The sequence below is a fragment of the Devosia sp. genome (assembly GCF_039927955.1).
Classification (GTDB): Bacteria; Pseudomonadota; Alphaproteobacteria; order Rhizobiales; family Devosiaceae; genus Devosia.
The window spans coordinates 1-25,015 of record NZ_JBDSUA010000004.1; the positions used below are offsets into that span (position 1 = coordinate 1).

At 60.4% G+C, this 25,015-nt stretch carries 23 protein-coding genes and 1 pseudogene; 5 read left to right on the top strand and 19 right to left on the bottom strand.

Features of this window, described 5'->3' with window-relative positions; translation table 11 throughout:
• The 14 genes and pseudogenes from lipA to ABIT12_RS01235 form a co-directional block, all read right to left on the bottom strand.
• The coding region (lipA, locus tag ABIT12_RS01170; protein ID WP_348041572.1) for a lipoyl synthase at positions 1 to 885 on the bottom strand (885 nt) is incomplete at its 3' end.
• Positions 886 to 970: 85 nt separating this feature from the next.
• Positions 971 to 1,222, bottom strand: coding sequence for a GlsB/YeaQ/YmgE family stress response membrane protein (locus ABIT12_RS01175; protein ID WP_348041574.1), 252 nt, complete (start codon positions 1,220 to 1,222; stop codon positions 971 to 973).
• A 9-nt stretch (positions 1,223 to 1,231) separates the two neighbouring features.
• Positions 1,232 to 2,671, bottom strand: a complete 1,440-nt coding sequence (lpdA, locus tag ABIT12_RS01180) for a dihydrolipoyl dehydrogenase (RefSeq protein ID WP_348041576.1) — start codon at positions 2,669 to 2,671, stop codon at positions 1,232 to 1,234.
• Between the two features lie 32 nt (positions 2,672 to 2,703).
• Positions 2,704 to 3,341: pseudogene (locus tag ABIT12_RS01185) on the bottom strand (SGNH/GDSL hydrolase family protein).
• Positions 3,342 to 3,351: 10 nt separating this feature from the next.
• Positions 3,352 to 4,680, bottom strand: a complete 1,329-nt coding sequence (locus ABIT12_RS01190) for a pyruvate dehydrogenase complex dihydrolipoamide acetyltransferase (protein ID WP_348041578.1) — start codon at positions 4,678 to 4,680, stop codon at positions 3,352 to 3,354.
• 7 nt (positions 4,681 to 4,687) lie between these two features.
• Positions 4,688 to 5,140, bottom strand: a complete 453-nt coding sequence (locus ABIT12_RS01195) for a nucleoside deaminase (protein ID WP_348041580.1) — start codon at positions 5,138 to 5,140, stop codon at positions 4,688 to 4,690.
• A gap of 3 nt (positions 5,141 to 5,143) precedes the next feature.
• Complete coding sequence (locus ABIT12_RS01200) at positions 5,144 to 6,529, bottom strand: pyruvate dehydrogenase complex E1 component subunit beta (protein ID WP_348041582.1); 1,386 nt, start codon at positions 6,527 to 6,529, stop codon at positions 5,144 to 5,146.
• Positions 6,530 to 7,396, bottom strand: a complete 867-nt coding sequence (locus ABIT12_RS01205) for an alpha/beta hydrolase (RefSeq protein ID WP_348041584.1) — start codon at positions 7,394 to 7,396, stop codon at positions 6,530 to 6,532. It lies immediately after the preceding gene.
• Between the two features lie 7 nt (positions 7,397 to 7,403).
• A complete protein-coding gene (locus tag ABIT12_RS01210; protein WP_348041586.1) occupies positions 7,404 to 7,679 on the bottom strand; it encodes a hypothetical protein in 276 nt (91 codons plus the stop codon).
• A gap of 9 nt (positions 7,680 to 7,688) precedes the next feature.
• Positions 7,689 to 8,708, bottom strand: coding sequence for a pyruvate dehydrogenase (acetyl-transferring) E1 component subunit alpha (pdhA, locus tag ABIT12_RS01215; RefSeq protein WP_348041588.1), 1,020 nt, complete (start codon positions 8,706 to 8,708; stop codon positions 7,689 to 7,691).
• Positions 8,709 to 8,821: 113 nt separating this feature from the next.
• Positions 8,822 to 9,220, bottom strand: coding sequence for a septum formation initiator family protein (locus ABIT12_RS01220; RefSeq protein ID WP_348041590.1), 399 nt, complete (start codon positions 9,218 to 9,220; stop codon positions 8,822 to 8,824).
• Between the two features lie 71 nt (positions 9,221 to 9,291).
• Positions 9,292 to 9,585, bottom strand: a complete 294-nt coding sequence (locus ABIT12_RS01225; RefSeq protein ID WP_348041592.1) for a Dabb family protein — start codon at positions 9,583 to 9,585, stop codon at positions 9,292 to 9,294.
• A gap of 3 nt (positions 9,586 to 9,588) precedes the next feature.
• Complete coding sequence (locus ABIT12_RS01230; RefSeq protein ID WP_348041594.1) at positions 9,589 to 11,874, bottom strand: NADP-dependent malic enzyme; 2,286 nt, start codon at positions 11,872 to 11,874, stop codon at positions 9,589 to 9,591.
• A gap of 128 nt (positions 11,875 to 12,002) precedes the next feature.
• Positions 12,003 to 13,604, bottom strand: coding sequence for an EAL domain-containing protein (locus ABIT12_RS01235; RefSeq protein ID WP_348041596.1), 1,602 nt, complete (start codon positions 13,602 to 13,604; stop codon positions 12,003 to 12,005).
• Positions 13,605 to 13,814: 210 nt separating this feature from the next.
• Here ABIT12_RS01235 and ABIT12_RS01240 point away from each other — a divergent pair, with 210 nt between their 5' ends.
• Both ABIT12_RS01240 and ABIT12_RS01245 read left to right on the top strand, forming a co-directional pair.
• On the top strand, positions 13,815 to 14,327 hold the full coding sequence (locus ABIT12_RS01240) for a GNAT family N-acetyltransferase (RefSeq protein WP_348041598.1): 513 nt from the start codon (positions 13,815 to 13,817) through the stop codon (positions 14,325 to 14,327).
• A 21-nt stretch (positions 14,328 to 14,348) separates the two neighbouring features.
• A complete protein-coding gene (locus ABIT12_RS01245) occupies positions 14,349 to 15,518 on the top strand; it encodes a hypothetical protein (protein WP_348041600.1) in 1,170 nt (389 codons plus the stop codon).
• 6 nt (positions 15,519 to 15,524) lie between these two features.
• Here ABIT12_RS01245 and aspS read toward each other — a convergent pair whose 3' ends face one another.
• Positions 15,525 to 17,315, bottom strand: coding sequence for an aspartate--tRNA ligase (gene aspS, locus ABIT12_RS01250; protein ID WP_348041602.1), 1,791 nt, complete (start codon positions 17,313 to 17,315; stop codon positions 15,525 to 15,527).
• A gap of 202 nt (positions 17,316 to 17,517) precedes the next feature.
• On the opposite strand from aspS, the gene rnd reads away from it, so the two are divergent.
• The 3 genes from rnd to ABIT12_RS01265 are packed head-to-tail and all read left to right on the top strand — an operon-like array spanning position 17,518 to position 19,427.
• Positions 17,518 to 18,684: a ribonuclease D gene (gene rnd / locus ABIT12_RS01255; protein ID WP_348041604.1), complete on the top strand. Its 1,167-nt coding sequence runs from the start codon at positions 17,518 to 17,520 to the stop codon at positions 18,682 to 18,684.
• A 54-nt stretch (positions 18,685 to 18,738) separates the two neighbouring features.
• Complete coding sequence (locus ABIT12_RS01260; protein WP_348041606.1) at positions 18,739 to 19,068, top strand: nucleotidyltransferase domain-containing protein; 330 nt, start codon at positions 18,739 to 18,741, stop codon at positions 19,066 to 19,068.
• Entirely contained in the window at positions 19,068 to 19,427 is a 360-nt protein-coding gene (locus tag ABIT12_RS01265; RefSeq protein WP_348041608.1) for a HepT-like ribonuclease domain-containing protein, read from the top strand. Before ABIT12_RS01260 ends, ABIT12_RS01265 begins: the two co-directional genes overlap by 1 nt.
• Here the strand turns inward: ABIT12_RS01265 and ABIT12_RS01270 are convergent.
• From ABIT12_RS01270 to ABIT12_RS01285, 4 genes are read right to left on the bottom strand one after another with little or no spacing between them, the layout of a single operon-like run.
• Positions 19,424 to 20,959, bottom strand: a complete 1,536-nt coding sequence (locus ABIT12_RS01270; RefSeq protein ID WP_348041610.1) for a Ppx/GppA phosphatase family protein — start codon at positions 20,957 to 20,959, stop codon at positions 19,424 to 19,426. The genes ABIT12_RS01265 and ABIT12_RS01270 overlap by 4 nt on opposite strands.
• Positions 20,956 to 23,127 carry an RNA degradosome polyphosphate kinase gene (locus ABIT12_RS01275; protein WP_407065568.1) on the bottom strand — a complete coding sequence of 724 codons (2,172 nt, stop codon included), beginning with the start codon at positions 23,125 to 23,127 and terminating at the stop codon, positions 20,956 to 20,958. The genes ABIT12_RS01270 and ABIT12_RS01275 overlap by 4 nt, the downstream gene beginning before the upstream one ends.
• Positions 23,120 to 23,875, bottom strand: a complete 756-nt coding sequence (locus ABIT12_RS01280) for a hypothetical protein (RefSeq protein ID WP_348041614.1) — start codon at positions 23,873 to 23,875, stop codon at positions 23,120 to 23,122. The genes ABIT12_RS01275 and ABIT12_RS01280 overlap by 8 nt, the downstream gene beginning before the upstream one ends.
• Positions 23,859 to 24,944 (bottom strand): AI-2E family transporter, encoded by a 1,086-nt coding sequence (locus ABIT12_RS01285; RefSeq protein WP_348041616.1) that lies wholly within the window; start codon positions 24,942 to 24,944, stop codon positions 23,859 to 23,861. Before ABIT12_RS01285 ends, ABIT12_RS01280 begins: the two co-directional genes overlap by 17 nt.
• Between the last annotated feature and the right edge of the window lie 71 nt (positions 24,945 to 25,015).

Sequence of the window (25,015 nt, forward strand, 5' to 3'; positions counted from 1 at the left end):
GGTCAGCGGGCTTGACGACACCAGGGCAAATCCCTTGGCTGTTGCAACAGTGGCGTAGGATTTGAACTCGTCCGGGGTGACAAAGCGCTGCAGCGGATAGTGCTTCTTGGTCGGCTGCAGATACTGCCCGATGGTCAGGAAATCCACATCGGCGGAGCGCAGGTCGTCCATCAATTGCAGCACTTCGTTGCGCTCCTCCCCAAGCCCAACCATGATCCCCGATTTGGTGAACATGGTCGGATCGAGTTCCTTGACCTTCTGCAGCAGCCGGATCGAATGGAAGTAGCGGGCACCCGGACGGACCTTCAGATACTTGGACGGCACCGTCTCGAGATTGTGGTTGAACACATCCGGCTTGGCCGCCACCACGATCTCCAGCGCCCCATCCTTGCGCAGAAAGTCCGGCGTCAGGATTTCGATGGTCGTCTTCGGATTGCGCGCCCGGATGGCCCGGATCACGTCAGCAAAATGCTGCGCGCCGCCATCGGCCAGATCGTCGCGATCCACTGACGTGATGACTACATGCTCGAGGCCAAGCTTCTCGACGGCCTTGGCCACGTTTTCGGGCTCGTTGGCATCGAGCGGCCCGGGCATGCCGGTGCGCACATTGCAGAAGGCGCAGGCCCGCGTGCAGATCTCGCCCATGATCATCATGGTGGCGTGCTTCTTGCTCCAGCACTCCCCGATATTGGGGCAGCCGGCTTCTTCGCACACCGTCACCAGGCCGTGCTCGCGCACGATCTGCTGGGTTTCCTTGTAGATCGGGGAACCCGGCGCCTTGACGCGGATCCAGTCCGGCTTACGCAGCACAATGCCGTTATCGGGCTTGTGCTCCTTTTCAGGATGGCGAGGGCGAACGACGCTGTTATCGATCAGAGTAACCACGATCTGTCCTATCTGCACCGCCAAAGGAATTTCCCCTACCGGTCAATTGCCTCCCATATCGCCCTCCCCGGCGACAGGTTCAACCCTACTTTACGATAACCCGCGCCACCACGATCACTACGATGGCCCCAATCGTCGCGGTCAAGACCTGGCTCAGCAAGGCATTGCCCACCGGCAGCGAAATTCCCGCCAGCTTGAGGAGATAGGCGCCGACAAACGAGCCGATCACCCCAACGATCAGGTTGCGCAGCAATCCGCCGCCGCCCAGTACCAGCCCCGCCAGCCAACCAGCGGCCAACCCGATACCCAGAAAAATCAGCAGTTCCTGCGTGACCATTATGCTCTCCTATATGTTCAGTGCCCGACCATAGGCATCAAGCACGCTTTCCTTCATCGATTCCGACAGTGTCGGATGCGGGAAGATAGTGTGCATCAAATCTTCCTCGGTGGTCTCGAGATTCATGGCGATGACGAACCCCTGGATCAGTTCGGTCACTTCCGCGCCGACCATATGGGCGCCCAGCAGTTCGCCGGTCTTGGCATCGAAAATGGTTTTCACCAGACCGTCAGGCTCGCCCAGTGCAATCGCCTTGCCATTGCCCACGAACGGGAAGCGGCCGACCTTGATCTCGCGCCCGGCTTCCTTGGCCTTGGCTTCGGTCAGGCCGACACTGGCAACCTGCGGTTCGCAATAGGTGCAACCCGGCACCTTGAGCTTGTCGAGGCCATGCACCTTCATGCCGGCAATCTTTTCGACGGTGATCACCGCTTCATGCTCGGCCTTGTGCGCCAGCATCGGCGGTCCGGCAACGTCGCCAATCGCCCAGACGCCGGAGACATTGGTCGCGCCGTAATGATCGATGACGATAGCGCCGCGCTCGATCTTCACACCCAGCGCCTCAAGGCCGAGGTTCTCGGTATTGCACTGCACGCCAACCGCCGAGATCAGTTTTTCGCCAGCGATCTGCTGCTTGGAGCCGTCCTTGAGTTCGACATGGGCAATGACCCCGTCCCTGGTTTTTTCGACCTTGGCGACCTTGGTATCGGTCAAAATCTTGATGCCGCGCTTTTCCAGCCGCTTGCGCGCCAGCGCCGAAATCTCGGCGTCTTCCACCGGCATGATCTGCGGCAGCAGTTCGATAATGGTCACTTCCGCGCCCATCGAGCGATAGAACGAGGCAAACTCGACGCCAATGGCGCCCGAACCCATCACCACCAGCGATTTAGGCATGGCGGCCGGCTTCATGGCTTCGAAATAGGTCCAGATCTTGTCGCCATCCGGCTCGATGCCCGGTAGCACGCGCGGCCGCGCACCAGTGGCGATGATGATGTTCTTGGCCTTATAGGTGCCTTCGCCCAGCGCATTCTTGGGCACCGGGCCCTGCGGCTGCACAATGGCTTTCTTGGTCGGGGCGACCTTGACCTCGCCCGGCTTGGTGATAACGGCTTCACCCCAGATGATATCGACCTTGTTCTTCTTCATCAGAAACTGCACGCCATTGTTCATCTGCGCGGCAATGCCGCGCGAGCGCTTGACGATGGCGTCCATGTCAAAGCCGAACTTTTCGGCGGTCAGCCCATAGGCCGAAGCATGGCTCATGTGACCATAGACTTCAGCGGTGCGCAGCAGCGCCTTGGTCGGAATGCAGCCCCAGTTCGAGCAGATGCCCGCCATGTGCTCGCGCTCGACAATGGCCACCTTCATGCCCAGTTGCGCACCACGAATGGCGGCAACATATCCGCCGGGGCCGGCGCCGATGACGAGAAGGTCGTATTGGTCAGCCATGAGGGCCTCCAGAAATAAACTGTGAGCCCGGCCTAGAGGCCGAGCAGGGATTTAACAACGGGGACCAACCCCTCGCCGATCGCACGTGTATTGGCGGCATCGAGGTGGACGCCGTCCAGCGACGAAGCCGTGGCCACCGACGCGCATTGAAGTAGCCGGCGCCGATTTCTTTGGCCGCCAGTGCATAATAATGGTCGAATAGCTGATCGTCCGCGGTTCGCGGTGACACGCTGGCCGGATGATCATTGCGCGGGGACTTTGCCGTCAGCGGCGGCGCCACCAGCAGGACCTGGGGTACTTCACCACTCCCATAGGGAAATGTCCGGACGATCTCAGCCAAGCGCTTCATGCCATTGGCAGCGGCGAATGCCGAGCCAGTCACAAACGTCTTGATATCATTGCTGCCCAGCATGATCACCACCAGATCGAGCGGTCGATGGCTGTCCAGCAGTGTCGGCAGCACTCGCACGCCATTGCGGTCGGATGCCGCGGTAAAGTCGTCCGACGCGGTGGTGCGGCCATTCAGCCCCTCGGCGATAACGCGCGCCTGCCCGGCCAGCCCGGCTTCCAGCACGCTGGGCCAGCGGTCCACAAAGGGGTGGCGTATGCCGCCCCCTTCTGGGGAGTAACCCCAGGTCAGGCTATCGCCATAGGCGAGGATGGTTTTCACCGCCCTGCCCTCAAGCCAGCATCATCACGGGATTCTCGATCAACCCCTTGAACACGCCGAGCAGCTCCGCCCCCAGCGCGCCATCGACGGCCCGGTGATCGCAGCTCAGCGTCACGGTCATGAACTGGCCGATCTTGATCTGCCCATTTTCCGGATAGACGCGTTCTTCACCCGCCCCGACCGCCAGAATGGTGCCGTGCGGCGGGTTGATCACGGCCGAGAAATGCTTGATGCCGAACATGCCCAGGTTGGACACCGACGACGCCCCGCCCTGGTATTCATGCGGCGCCAGCTTCTTGTTGCGGGCGCGGGTGGCGAGGTCTTTGACCTCTTCGGAGATTTCGCGCAGCGACTTGGTATCGCAGCTCTTGACCACCGGGGTGAACAGCCCGCCCGGCACCGACACCGCAACCGCGACGTCCGAGCGCTTGTGGTAAAGGATCGAGTCCCCCGCCCAGGTGGCATTGGCCAGCGGCACACGCTGCAGCGCCACGGCCCAGGCCTTCATCACGAAGTCATTGACCGAGAGCTTGTAGCCCGGCTTGCCGTCCTTGCCCTTGGGCGCGGCGGTATTGATCTGTTCGCGCGCCGCCAGCAGCGCATCGATCTTGCAATCAAGCGTCAGGTAGAAATGCGGGACGGTCTGCTTGCTCTCGGTGAGGCGCGCGGCCACCACCTTGCGCATCCCATCGTTCGGCACCAGTTCGTACGACCCTTCCGGATAAAGCGCGATCACCTGCGCCTTGGTCATGCCGCCGGTTGGTGCCGACGCGCCAGCGCCTGGAGCGGCGGCGGATGCCTTGGCAGCGCCCTTCCCGGCTTTAGCAGCTTCCACGTCAGATTTGACCACGCGGCCCTTGGGGCCGGAGCCAGCAATGCCCGAAACGTCGATGCCGGCCTCTTTTGCCAGACGGCGCGCCAGCGGCGAAGCAAAAGTCTTGCCGCCCTCGGATTTTGCCGGAGCGGCCGCAACGGGAGAAGCAACCACTTGAGCAGGTGTTACAGCAGCAGGCGCAGCAACCGGAACCGGCGCAGCGGCCGGAGCAACCTCCGCCTTGGGCGCAGGTGCAGCAGCGGGCGCGGCGCCAAGCGCCTCGCCATCCTGCAGCAACACGGCGATCACCGCGTTGACCTTTACGTTCTCGGTGCCTTCCGGCACCACGATCTTGCCGATCTTGCCCTCATCGACGGCTTCGACTTCCATCGTCGCCTTATCGGTTTCGATCTCGGCAATCACGTCGCCGGACGAGACGGTGTCGCCTTCCTTGACGTGCCATTTGGCGAGCTTGCCCTCTTCCATCGTGGGCGACAGCGCCGGCATGGTAATATTGATGCTCATTGGTGCCTCACTCGCCTATGTCTTCGTTCCAGAGCTCTGGATGCTGTTCGATAAAGTCGGCCATCATGTGCTCGCAGCGCGGCTCGTGCGCATCGGTCACCGATACGCCCGCCAGCGACAGCACGTCCTGGAAGCCTTTGAAATTCTTGGATTCGGCCACCACGACCCGCGAAATACCGAACTGGATGATGGTGCCAGTACACATCATGCAGGGCGACAGCGTGGTGTAGCAGGTGACGTCCTTATAGGTGCGCTGCCGGCCGGCGTTCTGGATCGCATCCATTTCGCCATGCAGGATCGGATCACCCTTCTGCACGCGCCGGTTATGCCCACGCCCGATGATTTCGCCATTGCGCACCAGCACCGAGCCGATCGGAATGCCGCCCTCGCGCAGGCCCTGCTGGGCCTCCTCATAGGCTGCATCGAGAAATTTCTGGTCGAGCTCTGCCTGATTGGCCATCGCCTAGCTCCGGTACGTCACGGCATTGACCGCCGCGATGACGTCATCGACATGCGGCAGCGCCAGCTTTTCGAGATTGGCGGCGTATGGCATCGGCACGTCCTTGCCGGTGACACGGAGCACTGGAGCGTCGAGATAGTCGAACGCCTGCTCCATCACCCGGGCCGAGATTTCCGAACCGATGCCGCCCTGCGGCCAGCCTTCTTCCACCGTCACCAGGCGCCCGGTCTTTTTGACCGAGGCGATGATGGTGTCGATATCGAGCGGGCGCAGCGTGCGCAGGTCGATCAGTTCCACATCGACGCCGGCAGCCACCAGCTTTTCGGTGGCCTGGGTGGCGTAGCGCATGCCCATCGAGAACGACACGATGGTGACGTCCTTGCCGGTACGGGCGATACGCGCCTTGCCGATCGGCAGCACGAAATCATCGACCTTGGGCACCATGCCCGTCGAGCCGTAGAGGATTTCGTTTTCGAGGAAAATGATCGGGTTGGGCGACCGGATCGCCGCCTTGAGCAGGCCCTTGGCGTCAGCCGCGCTATAGGGCGCGATGACGGTCAGGCCAGGAATATGCGAATACCAGGCCGAATAATCCTGGCTATGCTGGGCGCCGACACGCGAGGCGACACCATTCGGGCCACGGAACACCATTGGCGCCTTGACCTGGCCACCCGACATATAAAGCTGCTTGGCAGCAGAGTTGATGATCTGGTCGATTGCCTGCATGGCAAAGTTCCAGGTCATGAATTCCACGATCGGCTTCAGCCCGGCGAACGCCGCGCCCACAGCCAAGCCGGCAAAACCATGCTCGGTGATCGGGGTGTCGATAATGCGTTCCGGCCCGAATTCCTGCAGCAGGTTCTGGGTGATCTTGTAGGCGCCCTGATATTCAGCGACTTCTTCGCCGATCACGAACACGTCCTTGTCGCGGCGCAACTCTTCCGCCATCGCTTCGTTCAGCGCCTGACGCACGGTCATTTCGACCATTTCGACATCGGCCGGCAGATCGGGGTCATTGTCAGCGACAAACTTCGGCGCTGCCGGAACCGACAGCGAGGGCGCAGCGGCAGCGGCCTTTTCGGCGGCCACGACCGGCGCTTCGGACGGCTCCGGCGCTGTCTTGGCAACCGGCGCTTCGCTGGCAGTCTCGCCTTCGCCCAGCACCAGCGCGATTTGCGTATTGACCTTCACGCCCTCGGTGCCCTCGGCGATCAGCAGCTTGCTGACCACGCCGCTGTCCACCGACTCGACTTCCATCGTTGCCTTGTCGGTTTCGATTTCCGCCAGCACATCACCGGGGGAGACCTTGTCGCCCTCCTTGACCAGCCATTTGGACAGCTTGCCTTCTTCCATCGTGGGCGAAAGCGCAGGCATCAAGATATTGGGCATTCAACTCTCCTGCCGAAACGCCTGGGGCATCAAGCCCTGCAGACGAGCGGGAACCGCAAATTGGGTGGCGTAGCGAACCGCGCGCTGGCGCGGCATAGTCGTAAAGTCATTGCGCTCTGCGACGGCAGAACGATTGTCGATGCGGTCCAGCAGATTGAGCGCCGCGTCGGTCATCTGCGCCTGCTGCGCTTGGCGTGAAAGAGAGGCCGTGCCATCCATGATCTGCGGACCATAATAGCCAAATTGGGCATGATTACCGCCCTCGATCTGGCTCATGGTCAAACGCGGCGGCAGGTTTTTGGCCCGATCATCGTCATTGCGCCCATTGGCGACATTGTCGTTGGTGGCGCCCAGAATGGTCACCGGCACGCTCAGCGCCGATAGATCGGTATAGGGATTGCCCGTGCCAACCATGAACAGGCCCTTGATCTGGCTTTCATTGGCCGCCGCAAACATCGCCGCATAGGCCGAACCCAGCGAGTGCCCGCCGATCACCCACGCCCGTTCGCCGCTCATCAGGCTCGAAATCGTGCCATTGAGCCGCGCCTGCTGGCCAGGCAACTGCGCCACGCCACTTTCCAGCCCGATCACCCGCACCGGATGACCAGCCGCAGCCAGACTGCGCGCAAACGGCACATAGGCATCAGCACCGATAAACGCACCAGCCAGAAATACCATGCCGGTCAAGGCCGTCTCGGGGATCGGATCCACGAGATAACCGTAACTGGTCGGCAACACTTTGATATTGCTGGCGCTGACCAGCGTTCCTTCCGGCAAATCCTTGGTCTGTACCGTCCAGGCAAAATAGCCGATCGCGCCGCAAAGCAGCACGACAACAACTAAAATGATGCGCCGGAACAGTTTCAAAGCCGCCTCAACCCTTCAGGCTATTTGCATAACCGCTCAGCAACAGCCCGAGCGTGATCAGCACGATGAACGCCACCACCGTCCGCTTGTAGATCTGCAGGTGCGGCAGCGCCTCGGCCGAAACCATGCTTTCCAGCGTGCCAAACCGCAGCCAGCCGAACAGGAACAACTGCCCCAGCTTATCGGCCTTGGGCGACAGTTTCACCATCGCCACCGCTTCGCGCACCGATAGCACCAGCGAGAACAGCGCAAAGACGCCAATGACCCCAAGCAGGATCGCCATGGCCCTGCCCTACGCGCTGATCGTGATGTCGGTCCAAAGTTCCGCAGCATTGGGCTCCGGATCGTTGGTGGCAAAATCGGCGGCCTCGGTCACCAGCGCGCGGATTTCCGCTTCGATTGCCTTGAGGCTTTCTTCGGTGCCGTGCTTGGCTTCGATAATCCGCGCCTTGACCTGTTCGATCGGGTCGCGCTCCTGCCGGTACTTGGTCACTTCGTCCTTGGAGCGGTACTTGGCCGGGTCGGACATCGAGTGGCCGCGATAGCGGTAGGTCAGCATTTCAAGAATGTACGGGCCCTTGCCCGAGCGGGCATGCTCGATGGCGCGTTCGGCAGCATCATGGACCAGCCGCACGTCCATGCCGTCGACCTGTTCGCCCTGAATGTTGAACGACGCGCCGCGCTGGCTGAAATCGGTGGTAGCCGAGGCGCGCTCGATCGAGGTGCCCATGGCGTATTTGTTGTTTTCGATGATGTAGACGACGGGCAGGTTCCAGAGCTTGGCCATGTTGAAGCTCTCATAGACCTGGCCCTGGTTGGCCGCGCCGTCACCAAAATAGGCAATCGATACCGAACCATCACCCTTGTATTTGGCGGCGAAGGCCAGGCCCGTACCCAGCGAGGCCTGTGCGCCCACAATGCCATTGCCGCCATAGAAGCGATGCTCATTGGAGAACATGTGCATCGAGCCGCCCTTGCCGCGCGACAGGCCGCCGGAGCGCCCGGTCAACTCGGCCATCACGCCCTTGGGATCAAGGCCCATGACCAGCATGTGGCCGTGGTCGCGATAGCCGGTGATCTGGGCATCGACGCCCTTTTTCGAGGCCATGGTGACGCCGGTAACGACAGCTTCCTGGCCGATATACAGATGGCAGAATCCACCGATCAGGCCCATGCCATACATCTGGCCGGCCTTTTCTTCGAACCGGCGGATCAGCAGCATCTCGCGATACGCTTCCAGCTCTTGCTCTTTGGTGAATTCGGGAGAGTTCGTCTGCGTTTTGGCCTTGGTGGCCACCGCTTTACGCGCCATGAGTCACGCTCCGTATCGATGAGATTTGCCGCTACGGCCAATCTGGCCTCTGGTCCCACCATAGCGCAAGGCTTGGCAGATGAACATCCGCCATGCGACAGACAAATCAGACCCTAAAGGTCCGTAGATTCATCGATAATTGCGTTTAACTGATCTTTGGGTAATTCTGGAAGTGAACTGGACTTTGGTTTACCAGTAGCCGGATCGACCATGATGATGATGTCGTCGGCGTTCGCCATGTTGAGCAGCGCCCTGGCCCGCTCGGTGACGATATCCGGATCGATACGATCGGCGCTGAACAATGCGGCACGATGACGGTAGGCGTCGATTTCCGCCTGCAAGGCCGAAGATTGCCCCTTGAGCGCCTCGATATCCACCAGCATGGTCTTGCGGCTTTCGGTGCCATATTGGCCCCCGATGGCCGAAAAGCCCAGATAGCCCTGGAACCCCAGCAGCGCTACAGTCAGCGCCAGCGGGCGCCAGATAGCAGGACGTTTGAGACGCGTGGGCATGGGCAATAACCGGAGTTGAACCCCGGCACTATACCGCCCAAGGGTTTAACACCCGGTTTCCGCGAGCAAAATTAGGCGATCGGCGTGTAATCGATTTCAAGGAACTTGCCGACTTCCGGCACCCAGCGGTCCCGCACGAAAGCCACATGCAACGGGTGATCGTTATAGACCGTGTAGGCCGCCTGATCAGCGAATTCCATCGAGAAGCCGAAGGCATAGTCGTTCTTCGGGCTGACCTGATTGAGCTGCTCGAACTTTTCGACACCTGGAATCGTCGCCAGAATTTTGGCATCGCGCAGGAAGGATTGTTCCTCGGCAGAACCCTTGGCGTGCTTCAGCGAAAAGATGACGGAATGACGGATCATGGTTCAGCCTTCGATGCTCAAGGATTCGGTGGCGGCAATGGCGGCGACGTTGACGATGCCGCGACTGGTGGTCGATGGCGCCAGGATATGGGCCGGCTGGCGCGGACCCATCAGGATTGGCCCGACGGAGAGCGCGTTGTTCATTTCCTTGAGCAGCGTCATTGACAGGTTGGCTGCATCCAGGTTCGGGAAAATCAGCAGGTTGGCTTCGCCGCTCAGGATCGTGTCCGGAATATAGCGTTCGCGCAGTTCCTGGTTCATCGCCAGATCGCCCTGCATTTCGCCTTCGACGATCATGTCAGGCGCGACGGCTTTGAGCTTCTTGTAGGCTTCGCGCATCTTGTAGGCGCTGTCGCCATCGCGTGAACCGAAGTTGGAATAGCTCAACAGCGCCACCTTCGCCTCGATATTGAAGCGTTTGAGATGGTTGCGCGCCTGCAAGGCGATACCGACGATTTCGTCGGGGGTCGGATCGATATTGACATAAGTATCAGCCAGGAAGAACGCCCCCTTGGGCATGATCAGCAGCGACAGTGCCGAAACATCGCTGACCCCATCCTGCAGGCCGATGATCGAGCGGATATCGCGCACATGCTTGATGAACCGTCCCTGCAGGCCGCAGATCAGCGCATCGGCCTCGCCACGCTTCACCGCCAGTGCGCCGATCACCGTCGTATTGGTGCGCACGACCTGGCGTGCCGTATCCGGCGTCACGCCGTTGCGGCCGACCAGCGAATGGAACAGCGAGACATAGTCGCGGTAGCGCGGATCGTCTTCGGGGTTGATGACCTCAAAATCGATGCCGGGCTTGAGACTCAGGCCAAAGCGCTCGATGCGCGCCTCGATTACATGCGGGCGACCAATCAGGATCGGCCGGGCAATGCGTTCCTCGAGCAGCACCTGCGTGGCGCGCAACACGCGTTCGTCTTCGCCATCGGAGAAGGCGATGCGCTTGTTCTGGCCCTGCGCCCGATCCACGATCGGCTTCATCACTAGGCCGGAGCGGAACACGAAGCGGTTGAGGCTATCGTTATAGGCGTCAAAATCGGCAATCGGCCGCTTGGCGACGCCGGAGTCCATTGCCGCTCGCGCCACAGCCGGCGCAATGCGCAGGATCAGCCGCTGGTCAAACGGATTGGGAATGATGTGATCGGCACCGAACACCGCCGGCGCGCCCGACGGCGACACTTCCAGCCCCGGCTCATGCGCCAGCTTGGCAATGGCGCGGACGGCTGCCAGCTTCATTTCCTCATTGATCGTGGTCGCACCGACATCGAGCGCGCCGCGGAAGATGAACGGGAAGCAGAGAACGTTGTTGACCTGGTTCGGATAGTCGGACCGACCGGTGCAGACCATGGCGTCCGGACGCGCCGCCTTCGCAACCTCCGGCATGATCTCCGGATTGGGATTGGCCAGCGCTAGAATCAGCGGCCGTGGCCCCATCTTGACCAGCATTTCGGGTTTCAGCGCGCCCGCAGCCGACAGGCCCAGAAACACATCGGCGCCGTCGATAACTTCCGCCAGCGTCGTCGCCTCCGACTCGCGGCGGAATTGGCCGCGCCACTTGTCGTTGACGTCATTGCGCTTGTGGGTAACCAGGCCGTCCTTGTCGGCGACCCAGATGTTTTCGTACTTCGCGCCAAGTGCCACCAGCACGTTGAGGCAGGCAATGGCCGCGGCCCCTGCCCCGGAGGTACAGATCTTGACATCCTCGATCTTCTTGCCGGTCAGTTCCAGCCCGTTGAGCACCGCCGCGCCAACGATGATCGCCGTGCCGTGCTGATCGTCATGGAAGACCGGGATCGGCATCCGCTCGCGCAGCGCTTCCTCGATCTCGAAGCAATCGGGCGCGCGGATGTCTTCCAGATTGATGCCGCCAAAGGTCGGCCACAGCGGCGCCACCGCCTCGATGAACTTCTGCGGATTGATCTCGTCGATTTCCAGATCGAACACGTCGATGCCGGCAAACTTCTTGAACAGAACCGCCTTGCCTTCCATCACCGGCTTGGAGGCCAGCGCGCCGATATTGCCCAGGCCGAGCACGGCGGTGCCGTTGGAGATCACCGCCACCAGATTACCGCGCGAGGTGTATTTGAACACGTCATCCGGGTTCAGGGCGATTTCCTCGCACGGCGCGGCGACGCCGGGCGAATAGGCCAATGCCAGATCGCGCTGATTGCCCAATGGCTTGGTTGGCTGGATTTCGAGCTTGCCGGGCTTGGGAAATTCGTGGAAATGCAGCGCCGCTTCGCGCAAGGCCTTGCGCTGCTCGTTCACATCAGATGACACAGATAGTCTCCCCAACCGGCTTTTGGCGCCCTGTCGCGGAAACCCGCAACGTCGCAGCGCTGTGCGTTCGTGCCATCAAATCGGGGAGAAATAAAGGGCACATGTCGGCCCGCTGGTGCGACTAAAGTCTAAGCGGCCTGTCCGATAATGCCTTCGATGCGCTGGCGCGGCGCGTGCGTGGCGTGCAGCGCAATCGCCAGTTCGCGGAATGCTGGCGCCTTGAGCGCCGGTGCGAAGATGAAGCCCTGCGCCTGCACCACGCCATGGGCCCGCAGATACAGCGCCTGCGCCTCGGTTTCGACGCCTTCGGCCACGATTTCCGTGCCCAGATCGCGCGCCATCGCAATCAGGCCGTCCAGCACCGGCACTTGTGTGGTGCCCTCCTTGATCATGTTCACGAACACCCGGTCGATCTTGATGATATCGACGCCAAGCGTCTGCATATATTCAAGGTTCGAGTGGCCGGTGCCGGCATCGTCCATCGCCAACCGCGCACCCAGCGCATGCAATCCGGCGATCACGCTATTGGCCTGGATCGAATTGGCCAGCGGGCGACGCTCGGTGATTTCAAACACCAGTTGACGGAAGCTGACATGGGAACCGCCAAAGATCGCCTGAACGTCTTCAACGATGGTGCCATCGCGGAAATGGCCCTCGAACAGATTGATCGCCACTTTCAGGGTCGGCATCTGGCGGCACAGATCCTGCAGGTCGAACTTGACCTGCTGCATCAGCGACAGCGTCATCGGAATGGCCAGGCCAGTGACCTCGGCGTAATCGATGAAGGCACCCGGCGGCACCACTTCGCCGCTCTTTTTCTCCCAGCGGCACAGCACTTCGCAGCCCATCAATTCGCCGGTCTTGAGATTGATCACCGGCTGGTAATACGGCTTGAGTTCGCCGCGGGCGATAGCCCGCTCCAGATCGAACGCCGGCACCCGCGACCGGCGCACATATTGCAGCGCCAGGAACAGGAAGCCGCCGCTCATCAGGCAGGCCACCACGGTGAAGCTGATGTCGAGATCGGAGTAGCCAGCACGGGCAATGGCGAACGGCACCGCCGCCTCGGCCCGTAACGGCAACTCGCCGGCAAACGACTGCCCATAGATGAAATCGGCGCTGGAACTGCGCCGATCAAACGGCCCCGGGTCGCCCACCGTCAGGATCGGCGTGCCATTGGTCAGCATGATCCGCACCAGCGTCGCCACCTGCAAGCTGCCGGCCAGTGTCTGCGGATCTTGCTGCAGCAGCGGAATGAACGTTGATACCCGGCGGCTTTGCCCGAAGGCCTGGGTGATCTTGAGCGCCGGCATGGCCATGTCGCCGAATTTCACCACGGTAATGGTTTCGGTATGGCCGGGGATCGGCACGCTTTCGGAAAGCGGCGAATAAACCACCTGCCGGCCGAAAGCGTCGCAATATTGCACGCCGTCGGCGTTCTCGACCAAAACCTGCTTCATATTGAGACTGGATTCGATCTCGCGCTGCACATTGGCGGTAAAGGTTGGCGTGCACAGCGACGGGCTATCGGCCAAAATCCGCCGCAGCGCCCCAATCGCATCCTGCGTCGTTAATTCAATTTGTCCGGTTACTGTAGCAACAGCTTGTTGAATTTGATTTTTTTCGCGCTCGCGGACATATCCATCAAGCAGGTAATCCACCCCGAGAATCGGCAGGAACGCCAGAATGGCGCCCAGCAACATCAGGATATGGGAGTATCTGGACCTCAATGCGCGAATCCAAAATGCTAAGACTTCCCCCTTGAAGTAGCAGTCAGCATTTAATGGATTGTTAATGCCGGTTAACCAAACGGCAAATCTTGCCGGGTTCAGCCCGCTCTAAACGGTACGGCGGCAGAGTTTGCCGGGCCGGCACAGCGAGCGCGCGTTCTTGCCGCTGGCGGGCAAAGATGCGATATCCGCCATTGATTGGAGGCGCCTATGTCCGTGATTATTTCAATCGCACCGCAAGGGGCCGATGCCGCTGAACTGGCGCGGTTTTTCTGTGCGAACCTGTCGTCGCAATACATTTCGCATTCCGAGTTGCAGAGCATCCGCGCTCTCGCCCCTGATAAGTGGGCGCCGGACATCGAACAACAGATTACCGATGAGATCGCCGCGTGCTTGGCCCAGCCCGCGGAATTGCGATCGTCGCAGAACTGGAATGGCGTCATCCAGATGCATGATGCCGGCCGCCTCGTTGGGCTGGCGATCGTGCTTTACCAGCACGATCTGCCCAACACGTTTGGCATCTTGGAGGACGTTGTGGTGGATCAAGCGGTCCGTGGCAAAGGTTACGGCACGCTGCTCATCAACTGGCTGCTGGACGACATGAAGAAATCTTCAATTCAGCGGGCCTTTCTTGAGAGCGGACATCACAATCACAATGCACATCGCTTGTTTGAGCGTGTTGGATTTAAGCCGGCATCTGTTGTACTGATGAAGGAACTGTAACCAAGCGACCGTGATGGACCGATGAGTGAAAACCTGCGATTTGTTGCCGAATCGTCTGTCGTTTCCATTGCAGTCATCACGTTTCTGGCCGGCCTGTTCATTGTGTATCTCCGGTTTGGCAGAGTTATCGAGCGACGGATATCGCTATGGCATGATCTGGACGACCTGAACTCCTCGCAATGGTTTCAGGTTGGCGCCCTGATTGTCACCGTCATCCTGACTGAACTGATCGCCCTGGTGGTGTCATGGCGCTTCGAGGCCTTTGTCACTTTCCTGGTGTTGGTCGTCGGCCTCTCATTGTCGGCCGTGCTGTATTTTACCAGGATTACCAAACTCATCGAGGACAATGCCGTCCGGCAGGCTATCATCATGTGGTTGGCGGCGGTTCTTGCGACGATGAGCATCCTGCTGACAGTGGTCGGCCTGCAGTTTCGAACCAGCCTGGGAGCGCCGGGCTTCAACGCCGACAAGATCATCGCGTTTGCAGGACCGGTGTCCCAGTTCATCGGCATCCTGATTGCAGCTGTCATGGTCGTGTTGTCGAACCGCTTCTCTGCTGATCAGGCGGCTCGGGCCAAGGGACAGGAAACCTACCAAGGACTTGAGTTTGCTTCCGTCGAACTCTTCCGGTTTGACATCGCCAACCCAGAACTCGTCGAGGCGCTATGGTTTCCCACACTTCAGGACGGTCTCTACCATCCGCCTGCGGACAAGATTCAGAAGCATATGCTGGAACAGTATATCTGCCAGATCCTCAATCTGTTCGAAATGGCCTACCGCTTTCGCAAGGAAAATATCGTTCCCCACGACGTTTACGCCAGTTGGATCATCTGGATGTACGAACTGTGTGAAGCCGAAGCCTTTCAGCATTTCTGGCACGACGAAGAGATTGCGCCTCACTACATCGAGGATTTCCGCAAGCTGATGAACTACGGCATCGAAATCAATCGCCTTGCCGGCTTGCCTGACGAGGACGATCCGAAGTACCAGCCGCTCTGGTATGTCCGCGCGGACGCATTCTACAGGGCGGCTGCCTACTCGATAAGCCCGGAGGAACCCTGCACGTCCGCCGCGGACTGGCTGAGGAAAGGCGAACTGGTGGATGGGCCCGAGGCCGACGCGTGGTTCAAGCGGGAGGGCCTATGCATGCTCACAAAGTTCAAGGGCAGGCAGATCAAGCCTGCCCTCTAGACGCGCTTACTTCTCCGCCAGATTTGGCCTTATGTGCAGCTCGCGCAACTGCTTGGCCGAAGCCGGGGTCGGCGCGCCCATCAGCAGGTCTTCGCTCTGCTGGTTCATCGGGAACGCGGTCACCTCGCGCAGATTGTCCTCGTGCGCCAACAACATGATGATGCGATCGACGCCCGGTGCAATGCCGCCGTGCGGCGGCGCGCCCAGCTCGAAGGCGCGCAGCATGCCACCGAACTTGTCTTCCAAGTCTTCATTGGTATAGCCGGCAATCTCGAACGCCTTGCGCATGATATCGGGGCGGTGGTTACGAATGGCGCCCGAAGACAGCTCATAGCCATTGCAGACCGAGTCATACTGATAGGCATTGATGGTCAGCGGGTCCTGCGTCTGCAGCGCCTCCAGCCCGCCCTGTGGCATCGAGAACGGGTTGTGGGAGAAGTCGACCTTCTTTTCCTCTTCCATCCACTCGAACATCGGGAAATCGACGATCCAGCAGAATGCGAACTGCTCGACATCGACCAGTCCCAGATCGGTACCAGCCTTGGTGCGGGCCTCGCCGGCAAACTTGTAGAACTTCTCGGGGCGGCCACAGACGAAGAATACCGCGTCGCCATCGTCGAGACCCAGTTGGGCCTTGAGCGCAGCCGTGCGTTCTTCGCCGATATTCTTGGCGATCGGGCCGGACCCTGCCCCTTCCTTGAAGAAGATGTAGCCAAGGCCGGGCTGGCCCTCGCCCTGTGCCCAGGCGTTCATGCGGTCGCAGAAGGCGCGGCCGATCGGCTCGGCACCGGCCTTGTTCTTGGCTGGAATAGCCCAGACCTGAACCTTGGAATCGGCTTCGATCTGGCCGGCAAACACCTTGAAGCCGGAACCGGCAAAATGCTCGGTCACGGCCTGCATCTCGATCGGGTTGCGCAGGTCCGGCTTGTCCGAACCATACTTGCGAATGGCATCGGCATAGGGAATGCGCGGGAACTTCTGCGTCACGCGCCAGCCATTGGCAAATTCCTCGAACACGCCACGCAATACCGGCTCGATCGCCTGGAAGATGTCTTCCTGCTCGACAAAGCTCATCTCAATATCGAGCTGGGTGAATTCGACGGCGCGGTCGGCGCGCGCATCTTCATCACGGAAGCAGGTAGCAATCTGGAAATAGCGGTCAAAACCGGCAATCATCAGCAACTGCTTGAACAGCTGGGGTGACTGCGGCAACGCATAGAACTTGCCGGGATGCACGCGTGACGGCACCAGGAAGTCGCGGGCGCCTTCCGGGCTCGACGCAGTCAGCATCGGCGTCTGATATTCCATGAAGCCCTGCTGCACCATGCGGTTGCGCAGCGACGAGATCACCTTGGAGCGCAGTACAATATTGCGGTGCAGCCGTTCACGACGCAGGTCGAGGAAACGGTACTTGAGGCGCACATCCTCGGGGTATTCCTGCTCGCCAAACACCGGCATGGGCAACTCTGTCGCGGCACCAAGCACCTCGATGGCACGGACATACACTTCAACCGTGCCGGTCGGCAGGTTGGGGTTGATCGCTGCCGCGTCGCGCAGCTTCACTTCGCCATCGATGCGGATCACCCATTCCGAACGCACCTTCTCGGCGTCCTTGAATGCCGGAGAATCGGGGTCGATCACTGCTTGCGTCAGGCCGTAATGGTCGCGCAGATCGATGAACAACAAGCCGCCATGGTCACGGATGCGATGCGCCCAGCCGCTCAGGCGCACATTTTGCCCCGCGTCTGCCGCCGTCAAAGCGCCGCAGGTATGGGACCGATACAGATGTGATGTCATGGCGAAACCGTTGCAAAAGGCGGAAATAATCGGCGCGAAAAGCGCATGCGTTGCCCGGCTTGTCAAGCAGAGCCGGTCGATCTGAAACGCTACGTCAAAACCGCGCGTCTAACCAATTCACATTCCTTAACAAATCCCTTCTGGAGTGCGCACGTCGCACCTGTTAGGAACAAATATGGATGTTTTGGGACGGACGCCCCGCATGGACCTGATGACCTCGACCGACGCGCTGGCTGCATTTTGCGCGCGTGCCGCCGGATTTGATTTCGTGACCGTCGACACGGAGTTCCTGCGCGAAACCACCTATTGGCCCAAGCTCTGCCTGATCCAGGTGGCGACCGACGACGAAGTCGTGCTGATCGATCCGCTGGCATCCTCGCTCGATCTCAGCCCTTTCTTCGTCCTCTTGGCCAATGACAAGGTCACCAAGGTGTTCCACGCCGCCCGGCAGGACATCGAAATTTTCGTCAAGCTGACCGGCAAAGTGCCGCTTAATATCTATGACACCCAGGTTGCGGCCAGTGTCTGCGGTTTCGGCGACAGCATTTCCTATGACAATCTGGTGCGTGCCATCAGCAATGTCGAACTCGACAAGTCCTCGCGCTTTACCGATTGGTCGACCCGCCCGCTGACCGACAAGCAGCTCACCTATGCTGCCGCCGACGTCACCCATCTGCGCGATATCTATCGCGAGCTGCGCAAGCAGGTCGATGCCACCAAGCGCTGGGATTGGGTCGAAGACGAACTGGTCGTGCTGCGCAGCATTGATACCTACGTGGTCCAGCCTGAACAGGCCTGGGAACGGCTGAAAATGAAGATCAACCGGCCGCGCGATCTGGCGGCGCTCAAGGCGCTAGCCGCCTGGCGCGAAAAGCGGGCGCAGGACAGCGACCAGCCGCGCAGTCGCGTGCTGAAGGACGATGTGCTGTTTGAACTGGCGATGCAGCGCCCGACCACACCGGAAGCCTTTGAGACGCTGCGCGCGGTGCCGCGCGGCTATGGCCGCAGTTCGGCGGCTGCTGAAGTCATGGGCCTGATGCGCGTCGTCGAGGGCCTCGGCAAAACCGACCTGCCAGTGCTGCCCGAACGCTATCGCGGCCCCTCGCCGAAGGGCGCAGTCGGCGATCTGATCCGCGTGCTGTTGAAGTCGGTGGCCGAGCAGAACGGCGTCGCTGCTCGCATCATCGCCACCTCGGACGATATCGACGCGCTGGTGCTCGATGATGAGGCCGACGTCGCCCCGCTCAAGGGTTGGCGCCGCAAGCTGTTTGGCGACAAGGCGCTCGACATCAAGCACGGTCGTGTCGGCCTCGTGGCAACCCGCAAGGGCATTATCGAATTTGCGGTGAAAGCCGAAGCGGCCGAGTAACGTTCGTTTGGCTGACAAGCAACTGGTACTCCCCTTCGGATCAGCATAAACTGAATGGGCCGCAGAACCGGGACCGACATGCCTAATCTTGGCCGCAACGAATTGCTCATTGAATTGCGCGCGCTCAAGCCCGATCTTGAGAAGCAGGGCATCACTCGGGTCAGCCTATTTGGCTCGCGCGCTAGAGCCGACAACCGACCGGACAGCGATATCGACCTGATAATAGAAGTCGAGCCCGATCAAAAATTCTCGCTTCTGGATATCGTAGGCGTTGGCCAAAGTATCGAAGACCGGCTTGGTCTACCTGCCAACATATTCATGCGTCGCAGCCTGACGCCGGACTTCTTGTCATCCATGCGTTCCGATTTGGTGACGGTTTTCTGATGGAAGACCGCGCAACATATCGCCTGCAAGACATCAAGCAGAGCATCGTCCACATCAGAACATTGCTGCGTCATAAGACGTTTGCTTCAATGTACGAGGACGCTGCGACTCGGGCAGCATTTGAGCGTTTTCTGGAGATTCTGAGCGAGGCATCGCGCCATGTGCCCGATGATCTGAAAGCGTCCCACGGCCCTGATATACCTTGGCGTCAAATAGCCGATCTTGGCAATGTTTTGCGCCACGCCTATCATCGTACTGACGCCCAAGCACTTTGGTCAGTTTATGAAGATGACCTTACGCCGCTCGAAGAATCGATCGACGCGATGCTTTTGGCCGTCGCTAAGCCGCCTGAGGGCTAGTTGAACACCTGGATTGATGAGAACTTGAACCCAGCGAGGCCAGCAAACTGGTCCAGCCGGCCACGCAGATGTTCGCCATCCAGAAAAGCCAGGTCCTGCGGCAGGCAGAGCATGAGTGCAGGGCCATCAACCTTGAAGCTGATGCGCGGCAAGATGCCGGGCATGGCGGCCGACATCGGGTAGGCGACACGGAACAGCGCCCCGATCAGGCGAGCGCGCGCATTGCCTTCGGCACCCGCCAGAGCCTGGAATGGCGACAAGCCGCCCTTGCTCTTTATCCCGCCATAGCGCACGGCGATTGCCTGCGCGAGAAATGCCCTGCCAGGATGGTCAACGCCAGTCAACGAGCCATAGGCCACGGCATCAACGCTTTGCGGCCCCCGATAGTCGGGGTGCGAACGCCAGCCGATATCGGCCAGCATGCACGCAACTTCACGCAGGCGCTTGTCAGCGGCGGTTTCGGCTACGTTAGCGGCAGCGAGATAGCCGGCGGTGAATTCGACCAGATCGCCGGCATGGGCTGGCGAGCGAGACCGCAGCACCGAAAGCTCTTCGGCCGCCTGTAGCAGTGGGTCGATCGTCTGTTCGCGCTTGTCGAGCATGCCGAACAGGTAGCCTTCGCGCACGCCGAGCGCCGAGAACACCACATTGCCGAACTTGCCCATCTTGAGCACTTCACTGAGCACCGCAGCGCCATAGGGCACCAGCTCGCGGCGCGATGAACTGACGTTTTCGGAGCCGGGATATTTATTGCCACCAGCGACGATCTCGTCGCAGAGCGCGATCATGTCATCGGCCGGCACGATATAATGCTGGACCATATGCAGCGGGTAATCGCGTTGGATCTGGTGCAGCTTGGCCAGCGAGCGCCAGGTGCCGCCAATGGCCGCAAACGAGCCGCCTGCCCGGCCCTTGTCCAGCGCCGAGCCCTTGAGCCGGTCGCGGACGATCGCCGGCGCCTTGGAAGCCGCGCCACCGGTATCGTCCTGCAGCCGGATCACCCCCAACTCGTGGGTTTCGCCATCGGTATCGGCTTGATCCAGAATGCTGGACAACTCAAGGCTGCCGCCGCCGAGATCGCCAATCATGCCGTCAAAATCGGGAATCCCAGCGACCACGCCAAGCGCCGCAAAATGGGCCTCCTGCTCGCCACTCAGCACATGCACCTTGGAATCCATGATCGCCTCGACGGCGTCGACGAATTCCTGCCGGTTGCTCGCCTCCCGCACCGCGGAGGTGGCCAGGATATGCACCTTGCCGGCGCGCATCATCCGCGCCACCAGCTCGAACCGCTTGATCGAGGTCAGCGCCCGCGCCACGTTGTCGTCAGCCAGCCGCCCGGTGGCCGCCATGCCGCGCCCCAGCGCGCACGCGGCCTTTTCGTTGTAAAGCGGCGTCAATGATCGCGCATGACGCTCATAAACCACCAGACGCACCGAATTTGAGCCGATATCGAGCACGGCGACAGGCTTGGCTCCCTTGATTCGCCCCTGTGCCGTTGGATCGGCATCTACGCCCCAGAATTGATTCAATCGATACCCTCGTCGCCCTCATGCGTGCCAGCGCTGCCGCGGCCAGACAAGGAGGGGTTGGTCATGAAATAGTCGTGCGCGTTGAACGGCTCCTCGCCATCCTTCAGCCGCACCCGATGCGAACTGCCATCCGGAAGCACTTCCCAGCTTTGCTGATTGTCGCGCAGATAAGCAACGAGGATGCGGTCGAGAATTTGCTTATGCACGGTCTTGTTGAGGATCGGCACCATCACCTCGACGCGGCCATCCAGGTTCCGCTGCATCAGGTCGGCGGAGGAAATATAGACCCGCGCCTGTGGCGACGGCATCGGCGCGCCACTCCCGAAGCAGTAAATACGGCTATGCTCAAGGAAACGGCCAACGATCGACTTAACCCTGATATTGCTGGAGAAACCAGGAATATCAGGCCGCAGGCAACAGATGCCACGCACGATCAGATCGATCTGCACCCCGGCCTGGCTGGCGCCATAGAGCGCATCGATGATTTCGGGATCAACCAGCGAATTCATCTTCAACAGAATGCTGGCTGGCTTGCCCTCTTTGGCGAACCCGATCTCGCGATTGACGTTGTCGATCAGCGTTTGCCTTAGGTTCACCGGCGATACGGCGATGGTTTCCAGCTCCGTCGGACGGGCATAGCCGGTGATGAAATTGAACACGCGGGCAACATCGCGCGTGATCGACGGATCGATGGTGAAATAGCTGAGGTCGGTATAAACCTTGGCGGTAATCGGATGATAATTGCCGGTGCCGATATGGCAATAGCTGACCAGCTTGCCCTTTTCGCGCCGCACCACCTGGCTCAGCTTTGCATGGGTCTTCAGTTCGATGAAGCCGAACACCACCTGCGCCCCGGCCCGCTCCAGATCGCGCGCCCAGCGGATATTGGCCTCTTCGTCAAACCGCGCCTTGAGCTCGACCAGGCACGTCACCGACTTGCCGGCTTCTGCCGCAATCACCAATGCCTTGATAATCGGGCTGTCGGCGGACGTGCGATACAGCGTCTGCTTGATCGCCACCACCTCGGGGTCGCGCGCCGCCTGCATCAGGAATTGCGCCACCACGTCAAAGGTTTCGAATGGATGGTGGACCAGCAGATCCTTGGCGCGGATGGCGGCAAAGCAATCGCCGTTGTAATCGCGGATACGCTCCGGGAAGCGCGCGTGATAGGGCGGGAACTTCAAATCCGGGCGGTCGATGTCGCAAATCTTGCTGGCATCGGCGAGGCCAAGAAAGCCATGTACTTCAAAGATATCGGCATCCTTGACCCGCAATTGCTCGCTGATCTGACGCTTGAGCGCACGCGGCATCGAGCTTTCGATTTCCAGTCTGATCACCTGGCCGCGGCGACGCTGGCGTAGCGCACTTTCATATTCGATCACCAGATCGGCGGCTTCGTCGTCGATTTCGATTTCACTGTCGCGGATCAGCCGAAATGCACCCGAACCGACCACTTCATGGCCAGGAAACATCTTGTGGAAGAACAGCTTGACCAGCGTGTCGATGGTCACGACTTCCGAGCGGCCTTCCGAAACCAACCCGTTGGGCAGATTGATGAACCGGTCGAGATTGCCCGGAATACGCACCAGCGCCGTGAGCGGCAAATCGCTGTTCGGGCGTTTCATTTCGAAGGCCAGTGCCAGCCCGAGATTGGGAATGAACGGGAACGGATGCGCCGGATCGACGGCAATCGGGGTCAGGACGGGGAAGATTTCCTCTCGGAACAGGCGCTGCAGATAATTGACCTGATCCACCGTCAGGTCGTTTTCCTCGTGGATGACCACGTTCTGCTCGAACAGCGCCTCGCGCACCGTTTGCCACTGGTCCTGTTGTTCCAGTTGCAGGTGCTGGGCGAGCGTGGCGATCTCATCAACCTGTTCGGTCGGGGTCAGCCCGTCGGCGCTCTGCTTGGTCAGGCCGGCGCGCATCTGGCCCTTCAGGCCAGCCACCCGCACCATATAGAATTCATCGAGATTGTTGGCCGAGATCGATACGAATCGCAGCCGCTCCAGCAGCGGATGCGCCTCGTTGCCGGCCTCTTCGAGCACGCGCATATTGAACTGCAGCCAGCTCACCTCGCGGTTGACGAAGCGTGCCGGGCTGCTGCGCAGCGCCTCGATATCAGGGACGCTCACATCACCATCGCCAATCTCGCTCATCTCATTCATCGTCTTCGCTCTCAAACTCTGTCTTCGTATCGCCGCGCGCTACCCTGCGGCGGCCCAGCGCTTCTGCTGCAATGCTGCGGGTAATCGCGGTCTTTTCCGAAAGCGCCAGCCGGTCCATCAAATCGACAAGACCAGCGGCCTCCTCGGCAGACCGTTCCATGCGCGCCACCACATAGGCCACGATCTTGGGATCGACGGCCACCTGACGATCCGCAAACAACTTCACCAACATCTGTGACAATTGAATGTCGTCGGTTATGGCCACGTTGAACATGGCCGCACGGCGGGCACGGGAGCGCACGTCGTCGGTTTGATAGGGCCACTGGGCAATATCCTGCTGCGCCGTCAGCAACAGCTTGCGCCCGTCGCGCATGCTCTGGTTCAGCAGATGAAACAGCGCCGCTTCGGAATAGCCCGGGCCATCCACATTTTCGATAATGGCCGGAGCGCTGCCGCCCTGCGTCGCCAGTGCTTCGAGGTCATTGGCTGCCAGAAACACCGCGCCCGACAGATCAGCGAAAATCCGCGCCAGATGCGATTTGCCCGATTTGGCCGGTCCAACGATCAACGTGATCGGATCGGCCCAATGGGCAAAGCCCAGCACCCTTCCGTGCGCCAGCCGATTGCCCTCACCCACCAGAAAATCGGCCGCCGCCAGCGCCGGCGTATGCCCAAGCTCAAGCGCGAGCTGACCGCGCGCCCCGACGGGCGCCGCTTCGTCGTTGCGCGCCTCAGATCCCGCTGCCACCCTGGCCACCATTCTGTCCAATATAGAGCGAACTTGCCTTGTACTTGCCCAGGCCATAGCGAACCAGCACACCGCCGATCGCCGCCAGCGGCACCGCCAGCAGCAGTCCGACGAAGCCGAACAAGGCCCCGAACGCCAGCAGTGCGAACATCAGCCAAACCGGGTTGATGTTGATGCTGGAGCCGACCAGCTTGGGATAGAGGATATTACCCTCAATGAACTGCCACCCCATGAAAATGGCGCAGACGGCCACGACCATCCAGTAATTGGGCCAGAACTGCACGATGGCGATACCCACCGACAGCGCAAACCCGACGGCAAAGCCAACAAAGGGAATAAAGCTGAGCAGGCCGCCGATCAGGCCGACCGCCAGACCAAAATTGAGCCCGAGAATACTCAGCGCCGTTGCATAAAACGCCGCGTCGATCAGCAGCACGCCGCCCTGCCCGCGCAGCACGCCGGCCATGGACTTGTCGATGTCCCCGAGAATGCCGTTGACCTCGTTGCGGTACTGCGGCGGAATCAATTCCTGCAGGCCCCGGACCATGCCCTCCCATTCCAGCAGCAGGTAAAATGCCACAACGGGCGTCAGCAGCGTAAAGCCGATCACCCCCGCGCCCGTCAGACCGATATTGACCAGTTCGGCCGGCAGCGTGGCGATAAAGCCGAGCGCCTGCGTGGTAATCCCGGTAATGCTGGTTTGCAGTTGTGCGGCCCGTTCAGGGCCGAGCCAGGCATTGATCTCTGGCGACCATTTGGTGATCAACGCCTGCAAGGCCGTGACATAACCCGGCAGGCGCTGGATCAGCCCGATGATCTGCTGGCCGATCAGCGGCACCAGCATGAAGAACAGGCTGAAGATAATGGTGATGACGCTGAGCAGCACCACGGCGGTGGCCAGGCCTCGGCCGAATTTCCAGCGCTGCAGCTGATTGACCAGCGGGTTGAGCAGGTAGGCCAGCGCCGCCCCGACCACGAACGGCAGCAGGATGCCGCGGAACAGCCAGAGCAGCAGGACCAGCACCACAAAGAACGCGATCCAGATCAGGACTTGATTTCGCAGTGTCATGCAGTGGGCGACCCTTGCGTCGGTGTAGTGGAGAAGCTATCAGGCCTGTTATCGGTCAGTTCCGGAAAGTT